General features: G+C 45.8%; 17 protein-coding genes. 9 read left to right on the top strand and 8 right to left on the bottom strand.

Annotated features, from left to right (window positions below; genetic code table 11):
* The first annotated feature begins 38 nt into the window (after positions 1-38).
* Positions 39-1,880, top strand: coding sequence for a TonB-dependent receptor (locus KO501_RS15445; protein ID WP_216030553.1), 1,842 nt, complete (start codon positions 39-41; stop codon positions 1,878-1,880).
* Between the two features lie 111 nt (positions 1,881-1,991).
* Here KO501_RS15445 and KO501_RS15450 read toward each other — a convergent pair whose 3' ends face one another.
* The gene (locus KO501_RS15450) at positions 1,992-2,885 is read right to left on the bottom strand and encodes a LysR family transcriptional regulator (protein ID WP_216030554.1); all 894 of its coding nucleotides are present in this window, start codon (positions 2,883-2,885) and stop codon (positions 1,992-1,994) included.
* A gap of 102 nt (positions 2,886-2,987) precedes the next feature.
* Between KO501_RS15450 and KO501_RS15455 the strand changes: the two genes are divergently transcribed.
* Together KO501_RS15455 and mmsB are read left to right on the top strand one after the other, a co-directional pair.
* Complete coding sequence (locus KO501_RS15455) at positions 2,988-4,487, top strand: CoA-acylating methylmalonate-semialdehyde dehydrogenase (RefSeq protein ID WP_216030555.1); 1,500 nt, start codon at positions 2,988-2,990, stop codon at positions 4,485-4,487.
* A 62-nt stretch (positions 4,488-4,549) separates the two neighbouring features.
* Positions 4,550-5,425: a 3-hydroxyisobutyrate dehydrogenase gene (gene mmsB, locus KO501_RS15460; RefSeq protein ID WP_216030556.1), complete on the top strand. Its 876-nt coding sequence runs from the start codon at positions 4,550-4,552 to the stop codon at positions 5,423-5,425.
* 164 nt (positions 5,426-5,589) lie between these two features.
* On the opposite strand, the gene KO501_RS15465 is transcribed toward mmsB, so the two are convergent.
* Together KO501_RS15465 and KO501_RS15470 are read right to left on the bottom strand one after the other, a co-directional pair.
* The gene (locus KO501_RS15465) at positions 5,590-6,558 is read right to left on the bottom strand and encodes a carbohydrate kinase (RefSeq protein WP_216030557.1); all 969 of its coding nucleotides are present in this window, start codon (positions 6,556-6,558) and stop codon (positions 5,590-5,592) included.
* 107 nt (positions 6,559-6,665) lie between these two features.
* Positions 6,666-7,865 carry an ROK family transcriptional regulator gene (locus KO501_RS15470; RefSeq protein ID WP_216030558.1) on the bottom strand — a complete coding sequence of 400 codons (1,200 nt, stop codon included), beginning with the start codon at positions 7,863-7,865 and terminating at the stop codon, positions 6,666-6,668.
* Between the two features lie 379 nt (positions 7,866-8,244).
* On the opposite strand from KO501_RS15470, the gene KO501_RS15475 reads away from it, so the two are divergent.
* Both KO501_RS15475 and KO501_RS15480 read left to right on the top strand, forming a co-directional pair.
* Positions 8,245-8,817: a DUF2780 domain-containing protein gene (locus KO501_RS15475; protein ID WP_216030559.1), complete on the top strand. Its 573-nt coding sequence runs from the start codon at positions 8,245-8,247 to the stop codon at positions 8,815-8,817.
* A 76-nt stretch (positions 8,818-8,893) separates the two neighbouring features.
* On the top strand, positions 8,894-11,935 hold the full coding sequence (locus tag KO501_RS15480) for a DUF748 domain-containing protein (protein WP_216030560.1): 3,042 nt from the start codon (positions 8,894-8,896) through the stop codon (positions 11,933-11,935).
* Here the strand turns inward: KO501_RS15480 and KO501_RS15485 are convergent.
* Positions 11,927-13,144 carry a DEAD/DEAH box helicase gene (locus KO501_RS15485; protein ID WP_216030561.1) on the bottom strand — a complete coding sequence of 406 codons (1,218 nt, stop codon included), beginning with the start codon at positions 13,142-13,144 and terminating at the stop codon, positions 11,927-11,929. The two genes, KO501_RS15480 and KO501_RS15485, sit on opposite strands and share 9 nt — an antisense overlap.
* A 454-nt stretch (positions 13,145-13,598) precedes the next feature.
* Here KO501_RS15485 and KO501_RS15490 point away from each other — a divergent pair, with 454 nt between their 5' ends.
* A complete protein-coding gene (locus KO501_RS15490; RefSeq protein ID WP_252728439.1) occupies positions 13,599-15,665 on the top strand; it encodes an EAL domain-containing protein in 2,067 nt (688 codons plus the stop codon).
* Positions 15,666-15,683: 18 nt separating this feature from the next.
* On the opposite strand, the gene KO501_RS15495 is transcribed toward KO501_RS15490, so the two are convergent.
* From KO501_RS15495 to KO501_RS15505, 3 genes are all read right to left on the bottom strand, one after another.
* A complete protein-coding gene (locus KO501_RS15495) occupies positions 15,684-16,100 on the bottom strand; it encodes a hypothetical protein (protein WP_252728440.1) in 417 nt (138 codons plus the stop codon).
* Positions 16,097-17,296 carry a hypothetical protein gene (locus KO501_RS15500; RefSeq protein WP_252728441.1) on the bottom strand — a complete coding sequence of 400 codons (1,200 nt, stop codon included), beginning with the start codon at positions 17,294-17,296 and terminating at the stop codon, positions 16,097-16,099. The genes KO501_RS15495 and KO501_RS15500 overlap by 4 nt, the downstream gene beginning before the upstream one ends.
* 105 nt (positions 17,297-17,401) lie before the next feature.
* Positions 17,402-18,580, bottom strand: coding sequence for a dimethylsulfonioproprionate lyase family protein (locus KO501_RS15505; protein WP_216030562.1), 1,179 nt, complete (start codon positions 18,578-18,580; stop codon positions 17,402-17,404).
* Between the two features lie 58 nt (positions 18,581-18,638).
* Here KO501_RS15505 and KO501_RS15510 point away from each other — a divergent pair, with 58 nt between their 5' ends.
* Both KO501_RS15510 and KO501_RS15515 read left to right on the top strand, forming a co-directional pair.
* Entirely contained in the window at positions 18,639-20,078 is a 1,440-nt protein-coding gene (locus KO501_RS15510; protein WP_216030563.1) for a hypothetical protein, read from the top strand.
* Positions 20,079-20,081: 3 nt separating this feature from the next.
* The gene (locus tag KO501_RS15515) at positions 20,082-20,711 is read left to right on the top strand and encodes a dimethylsulfonioproprionate lyase family protein (protein WP_216030564.1); all 630 of its coding nucleotides are present in this window, start codon (positions 20,082-20,084) and stop codon (positions 20,709-20,711) included.
* A 13-nt stretch (positions 20,712-20,724) separates the two neighbouring features.
* Here the strand turns inward: KO501_RS15515 and KO501_RS15520 are convergent, their stop codons facing one another.
* Positions 20,725-21,768, bottom strand: coding sequence for a PLP-dependent cysteine synthase family protein (locus KO501_RS15520; protein ID WP_216030658.1), 1,044 nt, complete (start codon positions 21,766-21,768; stop codon positions 20,725-20,727).
* A gap of 330 nt (positions 21,769-22,098) precedes the next feature.
* Here KO501_RS15520 and KO501_RS15525 point away from each other — a divergent pair, with 330 nt between their 5' ends.
* Positions 22,099-23,283 (top strand): DUF547 domain-containing protein, encoded by a 1,185-nt coding sequence (locus KO501_RS15525; protein WP_216030565.1) that lies wholly within the window; start codon positions 22,099-22,101, stop codon positions 23,281-23,283.

Below are 23,283 nucleotides of genomic sequence, written 5' to 3' on the forward strand. Positions count from 1 at the left end.
GTTCATGATAATGATAAAGTTATGATTGAGGATGACACATGCAACTGAATAAGCTGGCTATAGCCATGGCGTTAACGGGTGCCGCCACATCGGCACTTGCTGCTACCGAGACCCAACCAGAAGAAGCCATTGAACACGTGGTGGTTTCCAGCCGCGTTTATACCCCCCTTCGAGAAGTTGCCACCTCGGTTTCTGTTGTGACACAAGAAGATATCCAGCTTCGTGGTTATGCCAACCTAGCTGATGTACTGCGGGTTCAACCTGCCATTCATGTCACAAGCAGTGGCGGCATGGGGTCTGCGACCTCATTGCGCATTCGAGGAGAGGAAGGCTATCGTACCTTAGTAAGGGTAGATGGCGTGGATATCTCTGATCCCACCGGCACCCAAGTACAACCCCGTGTAGGGCAATTACTGAGTAATAATATCAACCGCGTTGAAATTCTAAGAGGTACTCAAGGACTCGTTTATGGTGCAGATGCCGGTGGTGTGATTAACGTCCAAACTGGCCACACCGAAGAAGGCGTGTATGGTGGTCTGCGAGCAGAAGCCGGTCGTTACGATACCACCAATCTTAGTGCAGAAGTTGGCGCGGGCACCCAGTACGTTGATGCCTATCTTTCCGTTGCCGATTACAGTACCGATGGTTTTAATTCCCGGGTAGACGATGACGAACTTCAAGACGACGATGGCTATGACAACACTACAGTGCATGCCAAAGTAGATGTGCATGCTACAGATAGACTTACTTTAGGTTTTGTGGCCCGAAACAATGAAGGCGAAGGAGAGTTCGATCATTGTTACAGCGGTGGTTACGTGGACGATTGTACCAGCGAATTTTCTCAGCAAAACTTACGTTTAAGTGCCGACTATGCCCTCGATTCCGGTCATCACCAATTGGCCTATGCGAAAACCCGGGTTGATCGTGAAAACTTCACCTTAGGGGAGAGCAGTTATCTCACCAAAGGCACCATAGAAAGGGTTGAATACATCGGTGACACCCAGTTAAATGATGTTTACCGACTGGTATATGGCGTGGATTGGGAAGAAGAAAGCATTACCACCGCCCAGCAAAGTCGGAGTCAAACCGGGTACTATACAGAATTGCAAACTAACCCCACCGACAACTTTTTCGCCACCGCAGGGCTACGTTACGATGATAACGAAGACTTTGGCCAACATGTGAGCTACCGCCTTAGTTCAGCCTATTTATGGCAGGTTAACGATGGCGAATTAAAACTGCGTGGCGCATACGGTACCGGATTCCGTGCCCCCAGTTTATATGAAATTGAGTATAACCGAGGTCCTTATGCCTATGCACCGGCATCAGAGACGGATCTAAAAGAAGAAACCTCAAAAGGATATGAAATCGGGCTGGAATACCGCGTATCTGGGGCAACCTCTTTTGAAGTCGTTTATTTTAATCAGGAAATAGAAGACAGTATCTATTTTGATCTCGCGAGCTACTCGGGGTATTTACAGGATCTAGGCACCTCCTACTCAGAAGGTGTGGAATTAATCGGTCAGTGGGCCATTTCCAACCAATGGCGCATAGATGCTAACTACACCTACAACCACACTGAAGATACCGACGGCGAACAACGTAGTCGTCGCCCTCGCCAGTTAGGTAATGTGGGCGTGACCTATCAAACTGATCAGTTTACCGCATCGGCCAATGTACGTTTGGTAGCAGACGCTGTGGATAATGGCACACCGCTTAAAGATTACGCACTCATCGACTTAAGCGCCCGCTATGACTTCAGTGATAACCTCTCTGTTTTTGGTCGCCTAGAAAATGCTTTAAATGAAGATTATCAAGATCTCTCTGATTACAATACCAGTGCAGCAGCACTTCATGCTGGGGTAAGCTATACCTTCTAACCCCATAGCCCCTTCTTTTCACGAAGGGGCGATCAGTAAAAGGAAGATGTTTCATAGGTTACCTTCACCGATTGAAACATCTTCCAATGCTGTGTCTATTCACATCACAGATTATTGCCTTCGGATAAAGTCTTCGCGATGCAGGCGAACTTGTTCTGTGAGCCAATCCACAAAGGTATCAAAACGCGCTTGGCCATGGGTTTCTTTATGGGTGGCGAGCCAAAAGGTTCGCTTAATACGAATTTGGTCGGCCACTATCCGCGTTAATTGCGGTGCTTTTTCTGCCATAAATGCTGGCAATATCCCTACCCCCGCCCCATGAAGTAACATTTGATATTGGGCGTTAATACTGGTGCTACGAACCGCCGGCAGATCAGATAAAACCGACTCTTCGATGAATTTTAACTGGGGTGCATACAATAAATCAGGCACATAGCTTACTAGGTTAAAGGTGTCTAATTCTCGCACATGGGTTGGCGTGCCAAGGGCATTAAGCAAATCCTTGTGACAGTATAAATACAGCTCGTAGTCAGTTAACCGTTGAGTATAAAGATGTCCATTGGTGGGCTTTTCCAGCAAGATAGCCATATCGGCTTCCCGTTTATTTAAATTTAAAAAGCCACTACTGGCTACCAGTTCAATGGTGATGGCCGGATAACGCCGTTTAAAGTCGGCCAACAAGGGGGCCAAAAACCAAGTACCAAATCCTTCAGATACACTCACTCTAATAGTGCCGGCTAAATGTTCACGTTCTCCACTCAGTTCACTTTTTGCCTGCAATAACACCGGCTCTGCTTGTTCAATATAGGCAACCAGCCGAGTACCTTGATTGGTTAATACATAGCCCTTTTTGGTCAATTCAAAAAGCGTACAATTTAACCCGTCCTCTAGTCTTTTCACCCGACGTATAAGGGTGGTGGGATCGATGCCCGCACCTTTAGCTGCACTTCCCACTCGTCCATTTCTTGCTAACACTAGAAACAACCTTAAATCGTCCCAGTTCATCAAATCACCTGCAATTTTACAGCTCATGGCTGTAAGTATAGGCCTTGTTAATGACAATAAATAGTTGGATTATTGTTAATACAACGTAACGAGGGCGAGACAATGCGAACACTTTCACATTTTATAAATGGTCAGGATGTTGAAGGGAAAGAAGAAAAATACACGGATATTTATTGCCCCAATACGGGCACCGTGCAGGCTCGCGCTCCCTTAGCATCGACAGAAACGTTAGCCCGGGCGGTAACCGCCGCCCGTAACGCGCAAATTGAATGGGCATCGACCAATCCTCAACGGCGTGCTCGGGTTATGTTCAATTTTAAAACCCTCGTCGAGGCCCATAAAGATCGACTCGCCCAATTACTTTCCAGTGAACACGGCAAAGTCATCAGCGATGCCCAAGGGGACATACAGCGTGGATTAGAAGTGATTGAGTTCGCCTGCGGCATCCCCCATGCTTTAAAAGGAGAATATACTGAAGGTGCAGGGCCCGGTATTGATGTGTATTCCATGCGCCAACCCTTAGGTGTGGTGGCCGGCATCACCCCTTTTAATTTTCCCGCAATGATCCCCATGTGGATGTTTGGTGTTGCCATCGCCTGTGGTAACGCATTTATTTTAAAGCCTTCTGAACGGGATCCTTCCGTTCCAGTAGAGTTGGCAAAATTGATGATAGAAGCAGGACTACCCCCGGGGATACTTAATGTGGTCCATGGTGATAAAGAGGTGGTGGGCGGCATTCTCGATCACCCTGAAATTAAGGCGGTAAGCTTTGTCGGCTCATCAACTATTGCCCAATCCGTTTACGAACGTGGCGCTCGGGCAGGTAAGCGGGTTCAAGCCATGGGGGGCGCGAAAAATCACGGTATCATTATGCCCGATGCCGACTTAGATCAAGTGGTGAAAGATCTACTTGGTGCGGCATTCGGCTCTGCCGGCGAACGGTGTATGGCGTTACCCGTTGTGGTTCCCGTAGGTGACGAAACCGCCGACGCTTTACGGGAAAAGCTAGTGGCTGCAATGAAAAATATTGTGGTGGCTCCATCACAAGATCCAAACGCAGACTATGGCCCTGTGGTCACCGCACAACATAAAAAACGTATTCTTGATTACATTGAGCTTGCCATCAGCGAAGGGGCCGAACGGGTCTACGATGGCAATTCGCACCCTATTGCCCAGGATAACCAAGGTTATTTTATTGGCCCAACCTTCTTTGACAATGTGACTCCTTCCATGCAGTCGTATCAAGAAGAAATTTTTGGCCCTGTGCTGCAAATGGTGCGGGTTAATACCTTTAACCAAGCCTTACAACTGGCCAGTGAACATCAATACGGAAACGGCGTTGCCATTTACACACGTAATGGTCATGCCGCCCGAGAATTTGCCCGTCGGGTAAATGTAGGCATGGTGGGCATTAACGTGCCCATACCCGTGCCAGTGGCCTATCACACCTTTGGTGGGTGGAAACGTTCCTCATTTGGCGATACCAACCAACATGGCATGGAAGGGGTAAAATTCTGGACCCAAATTAAAACCATTACCCAGCGATGGCCTGATAGCGCCGATGAAAACAACAATGGGTTTGATATTCCCACTATGGGCTAAACAGCGTAAACCCTAATAGCAATAGCAGTGGGGTTCGTTTTACATCAAAGAGGATAAACCTAATGAACAAATTAGCATTTATCGGGTTAGGCAATATGGGCTCAGGTATGGCGAAAAACCTCGTGGAGCGTGAGTTTCCTGTGGTGGCCTATGATCTCAATGAAACGGCATTAGATAATGCCAAATCCTTCGGCTGCCAAATAGCTTCAAGTGCACAACAAGCGGTGAAAGACGCCGAGATAGTGATCACCATGCTGCCAGCGGGTAAACATGTAAAAGCATTATACGAAGGGGACATTCTCAATAATGTCAGCCCTCACACCTTATTGATTGACTGTTCCACCATTGACGTTGCCACAGCAAAATACGTCGCTACCTTGGCCAAAGAAAAACAACTGGCGATGCTGGATGCACCGGTGTCTGGCGGCACCTCTGCCGCTTCCGCCGGCACCCTCACCTTTATGGTAGGTGGTGATACCGAGGCCTTCAATCAAGCCAAAGATGTACTTAATGCCATGGGAAAAAACATCATACATGCCGGCGAGCATGGTGCAGGTCAAGGGGCGAAAATATGCAACAACATGCTGCTTGGTGCGTCGATGATCGCCACCTGCGAAAGTTTCCAACTGGCGCAAAAACTGGGCTTAGATCCCCAAGTCTTTTACGATATTGCCTCCAATGCATCTGGCCAAACCTGGTCTATGACCCGTTACTGTCCCGTGCAAGGTGTGGGGCCAGATAGCCCGGCAGATCACGAATTTAACGGCGGTTTTGCATCGGCCCTCATGCTAAAAGATCTCAACCTTGCCATGAAAGGTGCCCGTTCGGTATCTGCAGATGTGCCCATGGGCGAGCGCGCAGCTGCGCTATTTGCAGAGCATTGCGATAACGGTAACAGTGCGCTTGACTTTTCCTCCATCATCAACAAATTTACCTGAGCAACAAGGGGTCTAGTTTGTTGTAATCAAGTGGTGGATAAAGGTGATGGAATCAAGCAGAAAGTTGAACGTTCCGAGCTAAACGGATCGCTGATAAATAAGAAGGGAAAAACACGTATACGCCACCGCGTATACGTGTTTTTTTAAGCTTTGCTTAGGCCGTGCTAGTCTTGGTTTACGATATCGTCTTGACAAGGTAACGCATCAAAAGCGCCGTAGCAGGACACCGCATGGGCACCGCACTTGGTAGCAAACTGTAGCGCTTGCATGATCCCTTCGGCATTTTGAGACCAGAGTTTAAAACTATTACAATCGGTTACCTGTGAAGATAACTGGTATAAAAAGCCTCCGACAAATGCATCACCGGCAGCGGTGGTATCCACAGCTTGCACATCTGGCGTTGGGAACACGCCTTGTGTATCTTTGCTATAAAAGACCACGGGCTCTTTGCCATTGGTTACCAATACCAAGGATACACCGGCTGCTAACCAAGTTTGAATACGCCCTTCAATATTGGCTTCACCGTACAATTCCACCAGCTCTTCTTTGCTGGCCTTGATAAAATCAACTTGTCTGGCTGTCTCATCTATCGTTTCAGGAGCAAGGGCCGCATCATCCCAAAAGGCAGGGCGAAGATTGATATCAAGACATAATATACTGCCGGCCTTTTTAAAGCCTTGGATGGCTTCTGCGGTAACGCCTCGCAAAGAAGGCATAGATACCGAACCTGAACAAAAGCTGACAATACGGGGGCTTTCAAATAACCCCTTATCTAAGTCCTCAGTGGTTAAATCAATGTGAGCGGCATTATCGATATAAAAATCAAACGAACGCTCTCCGTCTTTGTCCAGGCCAACGAATGCCAGTGCCGTTTTGCCTTTGTCAGAATAGGTTGTAAAACGGGTATTCACACCTAAGTTAGAGAGTGTATTAAACAGATATTCACCAAACTGATCTTTACCCAATTTACCAAATAAATAACTTTCTCCCCCCAACTTTGCCGCAGCCACAGCTACGTTTGCGGGTGCACCGCCTGCAAATTTGCGAAAGCTCTCATTGTTTTCATCTACACCGGGGGTTCCCTTAGTAGATAACATGTCAATTAATGCCTCTCCCATGCACAAAATTTGCATTTTATAATCTCCGCTTAATGTGTGGACTACCCATTGGGGTGTAGAAGAAGCAGCAATTTATTGCAGTTTTAACAATAAATCAACTATTTTTAGTTAATTGATAACAACTAAATACTGTATAGCATCAACAAGGGTAAATGCGCACTTCCTAACGATTGAGCGTCAGCCCCTACAGAGCCTTGCAAGAGTGTAATCGGTGAGAGTCCTCGACCGTCAGCCTCAGCCAATTTTTGTTTGCAAACCGACAATATCTTGTTCAGCACATCACGGGGCACCGCGCCTTCAATGATCACCCCATCAAGATCAAGGATGCCGTGAGCATTAAGAGCGGCATAAGCAAGCCCTTCAGCTACACCATGGATCCATTCATCTAAGCCAGGCAGATCACTGGGCCAAACCGCGGTATTGCTGTGCAAAAATGAACTGTCTATATGGTGCTGATTCAAAGTGCGCTCGAAGATATAAAGTGACGATTGATTAATGAGCTGCGTTTGCCCATGCCCTTGCATAAAAGGCAATGAGCCAATGGCTCCAGCATTGCCGTTTCGACCCACATGAAGTTGCCCATTAAGGACCAAGCCACCGCCAACAAAGGTACCGATAAAACAATACAGATAGTCATGGATTGTTTTGTGTTCGCCAAACCATAATTCTGCTGCGCATGCCGCGGTGTGGTCGTTACACATAAACACGGGCAATGAGGTAAGCTCTTGTAATACGGGCACAATAGACAGTTGTCGCCACTGCTCCAGAATGCTTTCCGGCGCCCCGGCCTGCTCGCTCCATCGCCATATTTCAAATGGCATAGCCACACCTACCCCACATATCTTTTGCTTTTGCTGGGCATTTAGGGTCGCGGTGACAGCAGCCATCGCCTTTTTTACAAACCGGAGCATAATATCGACAGTGGGATACTGCCATTGCTCTCGTAACGCCGCCTGCACCTTGCCACAAAAATCAATCAGCGTGATTTGTATACTGCGTCGACCAATACGTATGCCTAGGCCATATGCGCCTTGCGCATTCAATGAAAATGGAATAGAGGGTTGTCCACGTTTTCCCTTTTGTGGCCTTCCTCGATAAACCAATTCTTCCTTTTCCAGTTTATTGATGATCACTGTTGCTGCCTGAGCTGATAACCCTGTCTCTTTAGCGATATCGGCTTTCGGCAACTGGTGATGCTGTCTAATGAGCGCGAGGATCCGTCTCTCGTTGGTGGCTCTTAAACCAGACTGTCCTTTGGGCGCAGCATGTTGCTGTTGCCACAACGCAGACTCTGTATCCGAAGAAGATTTATTAGCAGGCATAAGGAGTGTACTCTGATAAATCAATATAATTTATTTTACAACAAACGAACGAACTATACCTTGAGTGAATGTCAGCACATTGTAAAGGTCGTTTATTATCTCATTACGTTTGATTTATAATCACTTGATAATCTTTACACCAAAATACAGTCTTTCATGGGCCGTTTCTTTTTGTCTGTTCCCCACACTTCAGTAAGAAGTCTAAGTGCAAGTTGCAAAAGAAACCGTTAACATCGACGATTGTAAAATTGGATAACTTATTGAGCCAATCGTAGATCCTCTGATGAACACACCTTTAGACGGGAAATATTGTCCCCTTTGGGTCATCTGAGTGTCACCACTACCTATCGACTTTCGCTCTACGTACAGGAGTATTACCATGAATTTGAAACCCGCTGTTGTTACTGCCGTTCTTACACTTTCTTTTGCCTTACCTGCCAGTGCAAGTACGTCGCTAAGTGATCTTTCAAGCCTTTTAGGTAAAGACACTACCAGTGAAACCACAGAACAAAGCGCCTCTAGCTTAGACGTCAGTAGCTTAGTAAGCAGCGTGACAGAAAACCTTGGCGTTACCGAATCTCAATCTGAAGGCGGACTGGCATCCATTTTCAGCTATGTGAAAGATAACCTATCGACTTCAGACTACACTGACATGGCCAGCAATATTACTGGACTTGATTCATTACTAGAAAGTGTGCCAGATATCGACAGCAGCGATAGCAGCAGCACAAGTAGCAGTGCGCTATCAGGCCTGATGGATAAAGCTTCTGAATACAGCGACACCATCAATTCTGCTAATGAACTGAAAAACCAGTTTGAAGCATTGGGTTTATCCACGGATATGATCAGCAGCTTCGTTTCACAAATTAGCAGCTACTTTAATTCTGAAGATGCAACTGAAACCCAGTCTATCTTTGAGTCTGGACTAGGTAACCTGCTTTCAGGCTTATAAACTGACTCTCAACGGGCTGCCATTTTCCTTTCTAGCAGCCCGTCATCTTCTTCTTCTCATTTTGACATCTAAGACAATGGTTAAAAAACTGATAAACCGGTTTAAAGCAAAACCCAAATGGTTCCGCATTTCGTTCTTGATACTGTGTGTATACAGCATCTATCTGGCTACCCTTGGCTTAGCGGTACCGGCTTACCTTAAAGGGACGCTACCTGACACGCTCTCTGAAACGTTAGATGCAGATGTCACAGTGGGTGACGTGAGTATTAACCCCTTTTTGCTTCGCGCTCATGTCTCTGATCTTGCCATTGCCAATAAACAAGCCGATGCCCCGTTATTTCGTTTCGATGACTTCATTGTCGATATCAGTGCATGGCGAAGTATTTTTACGCTAAGCCCCACATTTGACGATGTTAGGCTCAATATGCCCTATGTGCATCTTGCCCGTCTTGAGGGCGGTGACACACCACGCTTCAATATCTCAGACATAGTGGATCATTTGGCCGCTAACGAAGAACAACAACCAGAAGAAGACACTGAAGATAGTCAGTTAATGCGAGTTAAAGTCGATAACTTCGCCCTGCTAAATGGACACGTGCTGTTGACTGATGATGTAACGGGCGCTGAACTTGACTACCCTGAACTGTCTATCACCTTAACGGATTTAGATACCCAAGCCACACCTACTTCAGAAACAGCAAAGCACTCAGACACAGCAAACCAATACGATTTTACTGCGATGACAGCCCAAAGTGGCGCCGTTAGAGTTAACGGATTTTTTCAGCTTTCACCGTTAGCGGTTGATACCCACATCGCCCTTAGCCAATTTGGCTTGACCCCTTTTTGGCCCCTCGTCAAAGATCACATTGATGGCACCCTCACCGATGGGTCATTAGATATTGATTTAAACGCAACCTTAAACCAAACCTCGGAAGGTGTGGTCGTGGCAGTGTCTGACGGGCAATTGAGTGTGAGCGATCTCACCCTCATTCACGACGGGAAACCCACCGTTACCATACCGGCTATTGTGGTTGATAACATCAACCTCAACTCCCAAACACAAGTCGTCACCCTAGATAGAATTGCCATCACTCAGCCTCGCGTGGATACGATGGTAGACGCAGAAGGAAGCGACCTTCAACGGCTCTATATTGCGCCACCGACACAAGAAACGTCCACCGCACCAGCGGCCGACGCTGCTAGCGACGCGCCGTGGCAGGTTGTTTTAGGGGAATTTGCTATTGAACGTGGCGAAGTGATGGTTCGTGAAAGCGCCCTCACCGATACCGTCAACTGGCAACTTAGCGACATTGCATTGCATACTGGACAAATCGATACCCAATTTACCCAGCCAATTGACTTTGCTCTGTCACTCTCAGCCGGTAGCGACCAACTTTCTCAGACGCAGCATGCCAAGTTTAGTACTGACGGCAAGGTCGATGTCACCGAGCAGCAAGTAGCCGGTGCATTAACTTTTGATGACTTTGCCCTTACCCAACTCCAGCCTTATATTGGAAAATATGCCAATGTAAAAATGAATAATGGCCATGTATTTGCCTCGGCGGATTATTCTGCTGATGCCCAAGGGGATATCAAGGTCGCCGCCAATGCGCGACTCACCGAATTAGATGTGGTCGATACCATTAAAAATGAGCCCCTTTTAGCCTGGGACGCCCTTAATGTGTCGGACATTCAATTTAATAACCTAGGCCATTCATTGTCCATCGAAGATGTGCAGCTTGCCGCTCCTTACGCCAACATTCAAATCGCTGAGGACAAACAAACCAACATTAGCAATTTGCTTCGAGAGCAACCGGCTAGCGACGAGGCCCCCGCTTCCACATCGAATAAAACCACCGATGAAAGTGAAAGCCAAGAGGACTCATCGGCTATGCAATTTGCAATTGCCAACGTCACCATTACAGACGGCAGTGCGTATTTTGCCGACTACTCTCTCACACCTCGCTTTGCCTCAGGGATCGCCGAACTCAATGGCTCGATATCTCAATTAAGCTCCCAGGCTGAAAGTCGAGCTGGTGTCGATTTACAAGGCAAGATAGACAGTTACGCCCCGGTAAAATTACAAGGCGAGCTAAACCCGTTTCTTTCAGCACCGTATTTGGATCTCGATTTTTCTGTTTCCGGTGCAGAACTTACCTCAGTTAACCCTTATTCGGGCACTTATATGGGGTATTACATCGATAAAGGCTTAATGTCATTAGATGTGAGCTATCGATTGGAAAACGAACAACTTGCAGGTGACAATCACTTAGTGATTGACCAACTAACCTTGGGTAGAAAAACCGACTCTGAAGACGCCTTACAGCTTCCCCTTGGGCTAGCGATAGCGCTGTTGGAAGATCAAAACGGCGTGATTGATTTAGGCCTAGAAGTGTCGGGTGATGTTAATAGCCCAGACTTTAGCTTTGGTTCGATCATACTCAATGCTATCGGTAACATTATTACCAAAGCAGTGACTGCGCCTTTTTCTATGCTCGCCAGTTTAGTGTCATCGGATGATGAACTTGATATTGTCGACTTTACGGCGGGGATCAGTGAACTGGACGACAAGGCCAAAGAAAAGCTTACCACCCTTGCTGAAGCCTTGAGTCAGCGACCAGGATTAAGAGTCAATATAGAAGGTTCTGTGGATGCGGTGGCTGACAGTCGTGAATTAGCTGAACAGACCCTGCAACAACTTTTGCTTACCCGTTCGGGCCTGACGGCGTTACCGGATTCACTCTCTGCAAGCACCTTCCCCACAGAAGGCCCGCTAGCAGATACGCTTATCGCCCTGTTTAACGAGGTGATAGATAGCGATGTAACAATGGAAAGACAGCGCATTACCACGCAACTGCAACAAGAAGATACCGACACGCCAGTAGCTGAAACCGCCATACAACAGGCGTTAACCATTAGCTTGTATAACCAGTTGCGCAATCACTACCTTGCCACCGAAGCGGATCTCACCATACTGGCAGATTCTCGGGCGAAGGCAGTAAAGAGTTATTTGGTAAACGAGTCAAAGGTGGATGCTAACCGGTTGTTCTTAACGAATAGTCAGCATCACCTGAAAGAGGACTTTAACGGTGTAAACCTTACACTAGAATCAAAGTGATGACGTGTTTGACGCCTTAGGCTTCTTAGGTTTTTTAGGTCTTTTCGGCGCAGTCAAACGGGTTTCACTTAACGCCTGGCTAGGTTCAAACCCGGCCAGGGTTTCTCTAGGTAACAATTGCTGAATTAAGGTCTCAATATCTTTCAACTGAGATAGCTCATCGGCACTGACCAAAGACCAAGCCTCACCACTTGCACCAGCTCGCCCGGTACGACCAATACGGTGAACATAATCTGCCGCCGTATTCGGTAAATCCAAGTTCACCACAATAGGCAACTGGGCAATATCGATACCACGAGCAGCAATGTCCGTGGCCACCAACACATTTATTTTACCGTCTTTAAAATCACTGAGGGCACGGGTACGAGCACCTTGGCTTTTATTGCCATGAATAGCCGCACTGGGAATACCTGAATTAGTCAACCGGGTAGCCACTCGGTTTGCACCATGCTTTGTTCGGCTAAAGACCAAGGTTTGACGCCAGTTCTGTTGCTTAATTAATGTGGTAAGTGCGCTGACTTTTTTCGATTTATCCACATTCACCAAGCGTTGCTGTACCTCATCGACCGTAGTATTAGGACGGGCCGTGGTAATTTTTACCGGGTTTGAAGCAATGGACTCACCTAACGCCGTCACCGTAGGAGAAAAAGTGGCAGAGAACAGTAAATTTTGGCGCTTTTTCGGTAGTACTTTCAAAATACGCTTAATGTCATGGATAAAGCCCATGTCTAACATTCTGTCGGCTTCATCTAGCACTAAGGTTTCTAGTTGATCAAATTTCACCGCATTTTGTTGGTACAGATCCAACAGACGACCGGGAGTTGCAACCAGTACATCCGTGCCTCCCCGCAAACGTTTCATTTGCGGGTTAATACCCACACCACCAAATACCACAGTGGTTTTCAGTTTTAAAAACTGATTAAAGCCACGAATGTTATCTTCAACCTGTGCCGCGAGTTCTCGCGTTGGGGTTAAAATTAACGCCCGAACCTGATTCGCTCTCGCCGGCTGTCCCGACTGTAGCTTCTCTAAAATTGGCAAAGCAAAACCGGCGGTCTTTCCCGTACCAGTTTGCGCCGCCGCCATGACATCCTTACCAGATAGAATAACGGGAATAGCCTGAGCCTGAATAGGAGAAGGGGACTCATAACCCAACGCGGACACCGCTTTTAACAGCGACGAACTTAAACCCAACGGGGTAAACGACATGAAAACCTCAAAATGTGATGTAAAGGAGAGTATAAAATACAATTAAAGGGGCTAAACCCCGTTTGCACAGAAGGGCTATCAGTGTTAACGCAGGCTAAAATCAGTAGATTTCTGGAAGTAGAGCTAGAGACTCACAAAGAACTAACGGAAGAAGCTTTACAAATATTAATAGAACCTTCAAAAGGCAGCCGAAGTTTAACAGGACTTGATCAAAATAGCGAGGTTATATTTTAACCTTACAAGCCATCCCTAGTACTCTATCATCATCATTTCAGCGTTAGACCAATGATGGATTTTCAATCAACCTAAATCATTTATAATTAACTATATTGTTTTGAAAACTTAAATGGGTGTGTTGTTGCACCCCGCAATGGATAATTAGAAGGTTTCGACTAATATTCAATAATAGCCGTAAACATAACGGCATTATAAAAAAACACCACGAGGTCGCACATTGAAAAGCCTTCGCACCCAAATCGCAGCCATCACCTTGGTGTCAATCTCTCTTATCAGTGGATTAGTTATTTGGGTATCGTTGCAGGTTTATGAAGGCTTGTACGAAGACTTTGTCTCTGAACAACTGCAATCCCTATCCGACAACATGGCCGTCGATCTTCTTCCATATATTAACGATGCGCCCGGTAGTTTTTCTATTGTGAGTGTATTGCTACGGTTGGATGAATACGAAAATATTGAATTCGCCCATGTATACAATACCCAAGGAATGCTGGTATCAAGCTATATGGGAGACGCCACGTCCACAGCGCCATTTGACAACGCCGGCACACATGACGTAGATGAACAGAATCACCTACTTTCTTTAGACTACGGACTGTATGTCACCGATGGTCATATACAAATTGTCAAAATGATCGGCAACCCTGAGCTTGTTCAGGGTAAGCTTATTTTGTCATATAAAATTAAAAATGCGCTCTCAGCCAGCCGCTTAGATTTTACGCTTTCAACCCTTCCCTTTGTATTAATCATTCTGGTGCTGGCCGTTTTCGTTGCCCTTGAATTACAACGACGATCATTGCTGCCACTGTTTAAACTCATCGACCAAATGCGCCACATCGAAAAAACCAAAGACTATGCCGTAGCCGTAAACATAGAAGGTAAGTCAGAAATCAAAGCGTTAACCAGTGGCTTTAACAGTATGATGTCAGACATCAACCAACAAACCGCATTGGTTCATCAAAAAAATCGGCTGCTTACCCGACAGCAAGAACAAATGGAAAAGCTGGCCAATTTCGACCCCCTCACCGGACTGCCTAACCGTCAGTTTTTAATGAAAAGCCTACGAATTGAATTAGCAAAAGCCAAACGCAGCCACAGCGATGTGGCTTTGCTATTTCTCGATCTAGACGGGTTTAAAATGGTTAATGACTCTTTTGGCCATGACGTAGGTGACAAACTCTTGTGTCAAATCGCCGATGAAATCAGCAAAAGCCTCCGCGAAGGGGACATCATCGGTAGACTAGGTGGCGATGAGTTTGTGGTGATTTTAACCGATGAACCCAGCTTAATGAAAGTTGAAGAGATCGCCCATCGACTGGTTGTGACCTTGAGCACCTCTCGAATGGTAGAGCAATGGAAGTTAGAAACCGGGGTAAGTATCGGTATCGCGCTGGCCCAAGACTGTTCATACAACCCCGCCACCTTGATCAGTAATGCAGATATTGCGATGTATCATGCTAAGCGCAGCGGTAGAAGCCAGTACATCCTCTTTACCCGCATAATGCAGGATAACAATCAGCGCATGATCCGCATTGCGACCAGTATCTATTCTGCACTGGAAAATAACGAGTTTTTTCTCGTCTATCAGCCAAAGGTTGACGCCACTGGCAAAGTGAAAAGTGTGGAAGCATTATTGCGCTGGTATAACCCCCATTTTGGCATGGTATCTCCCGGTGAGTTCATTCCCGTGGCAGAGCAAAGTGACAAAATATCAGCCATCACTAAATGGGTGGTGACGCAAGTCTGTTGCGACGTGCCTCACATTCTAGCCCAACACGGGTTAGATACCACGGTATCATTAAATCTCTCGGCCTCTGATCTTCAAGATGAAAAGCTCATCCAATTTGCGCTTTCGTCAGTGGAAGATTTAGGCAGATATGCCCGCTGTATCGAATTTGAAATAACCGAATCGGCTTACCTGAAAAATTTCCAATCGGGTAATAGCTTTTTTGAACAGGTACGTAAGATTGGGTGTAAAATTGCACTTGATGACTTTGGTACCGGTTATTCGTCGCTAAGTTATTTAACAGAATTTAATATCGACACCCTCAAAATTGACCAACAGTTTGTCAGTCAAATTGGCAAGTCAGAGCGTTCAGAACTGATCACCGTTACCATTATAAAAATGGCAAAGAACCTAAACCTCACCGTCTGTGCCGAAGGGGTAGAAACCCTAGCACAAGCGAACTTTTTGCTACAACATGGGTGTGAGCTACTTCAAGGTTTCTACTACGGTAAACCTGAGCCTTTAGAAGTGTCTAATAATATTGAATTAACCTTATAAAAAACCGGCTCGATAAGCCTACCCGGTTTTATAAATAATGGTTAGTTGTGGAGGCAGGGATATGTCTGCGGGTAAGTACCCCACGCTCCCCTCATGCTGTAATAAATACTCTAACATGTCATCAACGGTTTCCACCTCAACCGGCACGTGATTTCGTCCACTAAATCGCATTTGCGCCCAATAGGACTGAATTCTCGATTCAGTCAAGCCCACAACTCGGGTATTAAAAATAAGTCTTTCCTTAACGCCAGGAACAAACATAACCGGAGTTAATTTGTCTGACGCCCCGCCCATAAACAAGTTTCGAATTTCATGTTTTTCTAACGAGGGTGGCGATGTTAGCGTATGGGCGACCACTACAATTTCGTCGCTGGCATTAACCTTGACGTTCACGACGAGACTAACAAGCAGGGCAACTAGGATATGTTTAATCAAAATACCCACTCCACACCTAACTGGTACAAGATCGCATTTCTATCAAAATCAACGGCATCGTCGTTGATATCAAAAAATGACGTTTTGCCTCGTTCACCATTTAAAAATGACACTTCACCTTTAAAGGCTAAGGAAGGCGACCAGTCCCATCGACCCGACAGCGTAATGGTATTCAAATCGTCGGTGGGATAACGAGAAGCAAAAGTTTCTACACCGTAATAAAGCGCATCGAGTTGTGGTTCAACACCCAACGGAATGATGTTATTCGGCTTATCAAGGATTTGCTTGGAACAGGAAAACGTAATAAGAAACTGAAAGTTTCGCCAATGACGACCTACGGTCAGGTAGTAATTATCAATACCAGACAGTACCGCCGTGTCTGTGCTTACGTTCATTCTCTCGGCAGAAAAAAACCAATCGAGGCTGTCATAGGTCAAGCCAATAACATAAGAATCTGCACTGCCTTCTAAACTAAAAAAGTCTACCAATTCATCGTAGCCGGCCTGATCTAACGCCCCGATTAATAACTCAACGCCGTCTATTTTCGCCTGCATATTTTTGCTAGCTAACGTGGCGGCTCTAAATTGCAAACCTCCATAAGTAACTTGCACGGCACCACCATAAAGGTGCTTAACATCAATCTCAAAGCTTTCGCCACTTGCCGTGATCTCATCATCAAAACCGCCGTAGAATAATTCGGTATCAACATACACTTTCTCAAAATTAAAGCGATAGCGAGCGTTAATACCGTCATAGCGCGAGAAAAACAAATAACTACCGTACAATTGTTGTGGCGCAGACAACCATGGATAGGTAAACCCGACATCAATGACATCAGAATATTTCAGGTAGGGTGTGCGTAATCGACCGGCTTTAAACTGCCACTGTGGAGAAGGTCGATAATGAAGGTAAAGCCATTCAACACCCGAGTCTCGGGCCTCATCGCTATGGGCAAGTAATTGAGCGGAGATAGATAGCTCGGGTATCAAGGTGTAATCAACCTGAAATCCAAATAGGGATTTTTCGGACAGGCTCACCTCATTTTCATAGCCTTCAAAACTCGCCTCATCAGTATCTAAATAGCCTGCCACCAGCCTAGCAAAACCAGAAAATTCGATTTTGGGCGTGTCATCTGCGCTAAAAGATGAGAATCCTGGCAGCAATAAGCAAAAGCATAATGCACGACAGATTTTCAAGTAACCAATCCTTTTTTATAAGTGTTGAGAATAAATACATATAAATAGGAGTATTGACCTGATATGTCAGGTTCGCCACTGAAAACCCAAGTTTTTTAAAAAAACTTAGTACTGCCATTGTGTAGGAGAGCAGCGATAATGGGATGCGGGCATTGCATGTCTGTCAGTGCCCGCATTGGCAACTAATGTGCAAAGCTGAGTCGATTGATTGTTATCTTGAGACGTTGTCCTCCCCCAAAGAGAAACCAGCCCAGATGGTAGCGATGGGCAGCCTTCACTAACGTTGAAAGCATGAATCGCATTGCGCTCAAAATAGGTGAAATTATTACCGTTAGGCGATTGAGGAACGAACCATGCAGGCACGTCTTTGTGTTCATCTGCGGCGACGGTGACACTGTCATCCCCAGCCGAGGTAAATAAGGCACTATCGGCATGGGCAACAAAAAACGTATTTTCCTGTCCACAAGACGCTGTGCTTAGGGGCATATAAAACTCTTGGGGATGATGATAATGATAAGGGTAGAAGGTATTACGCAATTGAATTGTCATGCCCAATTCTGCGCCCACTGTTTCACCATCAATTTCTTTGATCCGCAGCAAGCCCCACGGTCCCATGACTTCCGCGTAGGCATACCCGCCTCGAAACCGCTCATTGAGGGCCCGTTCATTGTCGGCATAAAAGGGAAGCCAGCCCACACTTGCCCAAAGATCAGGTAAGGCCTTGGCTGTGATGTCCTGTGCCAAGTAGTCCGGCATCTGGCTTTGTAACAGAATATCCCAAAACGTGCTGGCCAATTCCTGTCCTGCCGATTTGATGGTACCGGCTTTGGTTTTAAAAAAGTCGGTCAATGTTGGTCGGTCAATCCATGCTGCGCTCTTCGACACAGCTTTCATTGCGGCACTTGGGGTATAAAGCGGAAATTCGGCATACTCTTTTTGGGTATCAAAGCAGGCTTTCGCTTGTGCTGGATTAGCCAACACCAGATCGATATGCTTAATGACTTTTTGCACATCTTGATAACCGACCACACAATCTTTTGCCACACCACCAGCACCGTTATTGGTTTCGATGATGGCGCGAGGGCCAACCTCACATCCCTGATTTTTTGTCAGTACTTCTTGCACTCCTTTTAAATACTGAAGTGTCTGCTGCCACAAAACCTTATGTGCTTGTGATACTTGATCTTTCTCATTGATGTTATCTTCACAAACAAATTCGACACCATGGGCACTGAGTGACATTATATGAAGACAAAGGGATGCGGCCACAAGCTGTAGTTTCAAAATTTTCTCAAATGCGATATTTAGAATAACTATAACATAGACAAGGAAAGGGACTGTAGTGCAAAGCCCAGAACAAGAATTTCTCATCGACGACAAAGTGCAGCTTTATCTCGTGGCCCCGGTTTGGTTTTCATCCACGTCAGTGGGGATGTCGCCACAGGAACGTCCCGCTTTATTGAAAGGCTTACAGGACACATTAAATGAGAGCGGCAATTGTGGTAAATGGGAGCTTGAAGCGTTTCACGCCCCCCGCACATTAAAACTTAGAAAATACGGCCAGCTATGGCGGGAATTTAATTTCAGTAGCGAGTTTATGCAGGCGATTTCTTCCATTGCAGAAGAAGATCTGTCCGCCTCGGTGTTTGCCCGTTTAACCATCTTCGACTATGGGTTAGGAAACATAGAAGTCTCGGTAAACTTACCCATATTATCGACCGGTAAGCTAATTGATTTAGCCAGTAAAGCTGAAGCATTAAAGCTCAAATTCGTCACTGAGTTTAACCAAGGACTGCCAAATGCGGAACTGGAGTTAACCGACATTGATGAAAAATACGTCACTTTCTCCCAGCAGCATTTAGGGGGCGTAATAAATCAACTTCGACCTGTCTACGACGAAAGCGTGGTATCCAAACGAGTGGCTTTCATGTGTGGGCCAGTTAGTCGAAACCTGTTATTTGTGAATTCTCAAGGTGTATGCCCACAAATTACTGCCACCGCCGCCCAACTACACGAAACCGCATACACGTTTTTAAACCACGCGAACGAAAACTTTGGATTTACCGGCTCAGAGAAAATCCCCATTAGTCATGAGGGATTTGAAGGGGCGGTGGCGGTGGTTAACCGAAGCGAAACGTCCTGTATTCGGTATCGCAAAAATTTAAAAAGGCATTTAGGCTTTAATGCCTTGTGCATTGCAGAAAAAGAGAATATTAAACGCACCAAATTTCTTTGGTCACTTGTGCATCTGTATTGGTCTGCCCTGTTTTGTTCGTCAGAAGGCTATTATGTCATTTCCGCTTCCAGCCGCATTTCAGAATACAAATCTGTAAACGATATTCACGAAGAAATTAGAAATATCGAAAATTATCAATCCATCATTTCAATGATTAAGTTTGAAAGTCAGCCAGAAAAGGTCATCGTGGAAGGGGAAGATGTTATCCGCTATGCCCATATTTGGGATGCCTATAAATCAGAAGATCTCATACGGTCGCTGTCACAGATCCAAAGTGATTCCGAACAGTCTTTGCTTACCTTACGAGATAAAATGCGGGAACTGTCAAATAAACGCACTAACCGTATTCTCGCCGCCTTTACGGCTTTTACAATTATCAGTGTTATTATCGATCTTATTTTATTTTATGATGTGAAAAATGCCTTGCCACCCCCTTCCCGCTTTTCTTATTTAGGTTATGCGTTAGCGTTTTTAGGTACACTGACGGTGGGCTATTTGGGAGTGAATATTATTTTTCATCGAGCTTCTCTTTTTCGGAAAAGGTAATTTATGCGTGTAAAAGCCATCGACGAATTTGTCGCGTCATTTGTTCTCTATTTACAACAACAACCCAGCAACGCGGATATTGAAAAAGCCATTCACGCTGCTGAGCGTTTTCTTAGCGATGATAGTATGGTTCGCTCTGAAGAAGTGAAACCGGCGCTAGCTCCGGTGACACGATGGTTAACGCCATCCCTAAACGATGCCAAACTGGCTGGTAACAGCCATAGCCATTTAGCGCCGTTTTGCCAGCATACCGAAGCAGTACTGCCCCATTGCCCATGGACACCAGGGTATGATGAAGCTGTCGTCGGTGCAGAGTTTAAGCAGCATTTTGCCTATGCGGTGTTGGTGGGCGACGGCGGGATTGTGCCGTGCGACTATTTTGCTGCGGGTATTACCCTCATTGGTCCGGATTTTTTCTACGACTGGCACCACCATCCAGCCATAGAAATCTACATGAACCTTACCGACAATTCATTATGGGGTTTAAATAACGGTCCATTAACCGAAAAACGCGTAGGTGAGATTATCACTCATCCCAGCGAAGTATCTCATGCCATGTTCTGTAAAACAGCGCCGTTGCTTGCGCCGTGGCTTTGGGCTGGCGAGGTCAATGTGCCAGCCGCAATGTGCTAACTGGCTGGCAATACTACCCTAGCCAAGTGGCTAACTCATCATCATAAGCCTGGGTGGAACCAAACTCCTGTTTCACCCAGTCATCATTGTAGTAGGTGTCGAGATAGCGCTCGCCGCTATCGCACATCAGTGTCACAATTGATCCTGTTTCGCCCCGTTGTTGCATTTGCCGAGCTACGTGAAACACGCCCCATAAATTGGTACCTGTGGAAGCGCCAGCTTTAATACCGGCAGTTCTAAATAACCAGCGCATGGTGGCGATGCTTGCCACGTCTGGCACCTTTAACATGTCATCAATCACGTCTGGTTGGAAGGAGGCTTCCACCTGCGGCCGTCCGATCCCTTCAATACGACTGCCTCTGTTAGTGGTGATCTGTGGTTGTTGGGTACTAAAACTCTCGTAGAAAACGGAAAACTCAGGATCCACCACTAACAGTTTGGTGTTAATGCCACGGTAACGGATATATCTGCCGATAGTCGCCGAAGTTCCTCCTGTTCCGGCACTCATTACCACCGTATGAGGAATGGGGTGTGGTTCGGCGGACATTTGGCCAAAAATGCTCTCCGCAATATTATTACTTCCTCGCCAATCTGTAGCCCGTTCGGCAAACATAAATTGGTCCATAAAATACCCTTTTTGCTGTTGGGCAATTTTTTTAGCTTCCTGGTGCATTTGAGTCGGACAATCAACAAAATGACATTGCCCACCAAATGCCTCAATGAGCTGAATTTTACTTTGCGCCGTGCTACGAGGCATTACAGCAACAAAGGGGATCCCCAGCATACGGGCAAAATAGGCCTCAGAGACGGCAGTACTGCCAGAGGAAGCCTCAACGATTGTGGTATTTTCGTCAATTTTTCCATTACACAGAGCATAAAGAAACAAAGAGCGGGCCAAGCGGTGTTTTAAACTACCCGTAGGATGCGTACTTTCATCCTTAAGATAAATATCGATACCAGGTAATGATGCACTTTCTAATTTAATTAAATGTGTATCTGCTGAACGCTGGTAATCGGCGTTAATTTTATTCACTGCCTGCGCTATCCACAACGACATCATGCCTTCCTATTTTATCAATGAGAGTAAGTATATTACCTTGATACAACGAGAATAATCATGCTCTGGCAGTTGTAAAAATAAAAACAAATAGCATTTTATTTTAAAAAATAACAAATAAATAGAAAATAAACCCCTTTAGAGGCCTATTTTGAACATTCTGTATTGCTGACTGTGATACCACATATATGAAACGTTTGCCTTCACCGTCAGCATCAAGAATTCCCTGTACTATGGTGCTTTTGTTTAAAACATTAAGCCCTTGAAGTATTTTTTTATTCAGCTTATAAATACTCTACATAGTCATTTTCAGCATAAAAAGGAATTGCGATGAAAACCCTTCGACTACTCGTTGTATCGTTATGTTTGGTGGGGAGTAATCCGACCTTTGCCGATGAAAAGAAAATTCCATCCCCTTTTCGGGGCGATGATGATAGCGCAAACCTTGAAGTAACTTACGATGACTTAGATGTGTTTTTGCAATCCCAAGTGTTAGATGTGGGGCGCTCTACCCGCGAAAAAGTTCCTCGTACGCAAAACACCGGTAGCCGCATCAAGGCACGGGTTAACCGCCTTACTGCGCTGGAGGGCAACCGTTTTTATTTTAAGTCGTTACAAGATGACGAAGTCTCCGGCATCCTCACCACCTTGCAAGACAGCCTGGAAGCATTACCTTCTGTGGTCCCATTAAAATACCTTAGTCGCAATGAACAACTTGCCTATTGGCTCAATCTGTATAATTTCACCTTACTGGATGAAATGGCAAAAGCCTCTCCCTCTGGCAGCATAAAGCGACTACTTAATTACGGTAATAGCGATTCCATTCTGGCAAAAAAAAGCCTTAATGTGGCAGGTATTCCGTTAAGTTTAGATGACATCCAATTCACCATTTTAAAAGAGAAGTACCCCCAAAATCCGTTGGTAATTTATGGGTTATTTCAAGGAAATATCGGCGGTCCCAGCATTCAGCCTAAAGCCTTTACCGGGGAAAATGTATGGCGCCAATTAGAGCAAGCCGCAACCGAGTTTGTTAACTCGAACCGGGGTACCTACTACGACGGCAAAGTATCGGTCTTTTATGAACGCAACTTTGTCTTTTTCGACAACGATGCACAAAAGCTTAAGGATCATTTACTCGACTTCCTAGAAGACGAGATGTACACGGAAATTCTCGATGCCGATGAGTTGAAATTTGCCAATAAAGACTGGCAACTGGCAAACTTAACCGGTGGCACCCGTGAATATGGCGGTTCCAATATGATAAATGGTTCAGCCATATTGGACGCCGTGCGAGCTTCCCAACCTAACGGCGATGGTGGTATGTCTAGCGTCGAAAACTCCTTGGGTGAGAGCATATCCGAAAAAGTACGATTGGGCGCCCGTTTTCCCGCCACTCAGTTAGAAACATTACAACGCATCAGAGAGATACAAGCTATCAACGCCGGCAAAGTGGTGATTACAGATCTAGATGCCGAGGCCGCACAAGAAGCGATAGATAAAAAAGAGAAGAATTAG

This window comes from Alteromonas sp. C1M14 (assembly GCF_018860965.1).
Classification (GTDB): domain Bacteria; phylum Pseudomonadota; class Gammaproteobacteria; order Enterobacterales; family Alteromonadaceae; genus Alteromonas.

Bases quoted from the DNA above. Each gene is read 5' to 3' on its own strand.
- KO501_RS15445 (WP_216030553.1), top strand. From the start codon at position 39: ATGCAACTGAATAAGCTGGCTATAGCCATGGCGTTAACGGGTGCCGCC.
- KO501_RS15450 (WP_216030554.1), bottom strand. From the start codon at position 2,885: ATGAACTGGGACGATTTAAGGTTGTTTCTAGTGTTAGCAAGAAATGGA.
- KO501_RS15455 (WP_216030555.1), top strand. From the start codon at position 2,988: ATGCGAACACTTTCACATTTTATAAATGGTCAGGATGTTGAAGGGAAA.
- mmsB (WP_216030556.1), top strand. From the start codon at position 4,550: ATGAACAAATTAGCATTTATCGGGTTAGGCAATATGGGCTCAGGTATG.
- KO501_RS15465 (WP_216030557.1), bottom strand. From the start codon at position 6,558: ATGCAAATTTTGTGCATGGGAGAGGCATTAATTGACATGTTATCTACT.
- KO501_RS15470 (WP_216030558.1), bottom strand. From the start codon at position 7,865: ATGCCTGCTAATAAATCTTCTTCGGATACAGAGTCTGCGTTGTGGCAA.
- KO501_RS15475 (WP_216030559.1), top strand. From the start codon at position 8,245: ATGAATTTGAAACCCGCTGTTGTTACTGCCGTTCTTACACTTTCTTTT.
- KO501_RS15480 (WP_216030560.1), top strand. From the start codon at position 8,894: ATGGTTAAAAAACTGATAAACCGGTTTAAAGCAAAACCCAAATGGTTC.
- KO501_RS15485 (WP_216030561.1), bottom strand. From the start codon at position 13,144: ATGTCGTTTACCCCGTTGGGTTTAAGTTCGTCGCTGTTAAAAGCGGTG.
- KO501_RS15515 (WP_216030564.1), top strand. From the start codon at position 20,082: ATGCGTGTAAAAGCCATCGACGAATTTGTCGCGTCATTTGTTCTCTAT.
- KO501_RS15520 (WP_216030658.1), bottom strand. From the start codon at position 21,768: ATGTCGTTGTGGATAGCGCAGGCAGTGAATAAAATTAACGCCGATTAC.
- KO501_RS15525 (WP_216030565.1), top strand. From the start codon at position 22,099: ATGAAAACCCTTCGACTACTCGTTGTATCGTTATGTTTGGTGGGGAGT.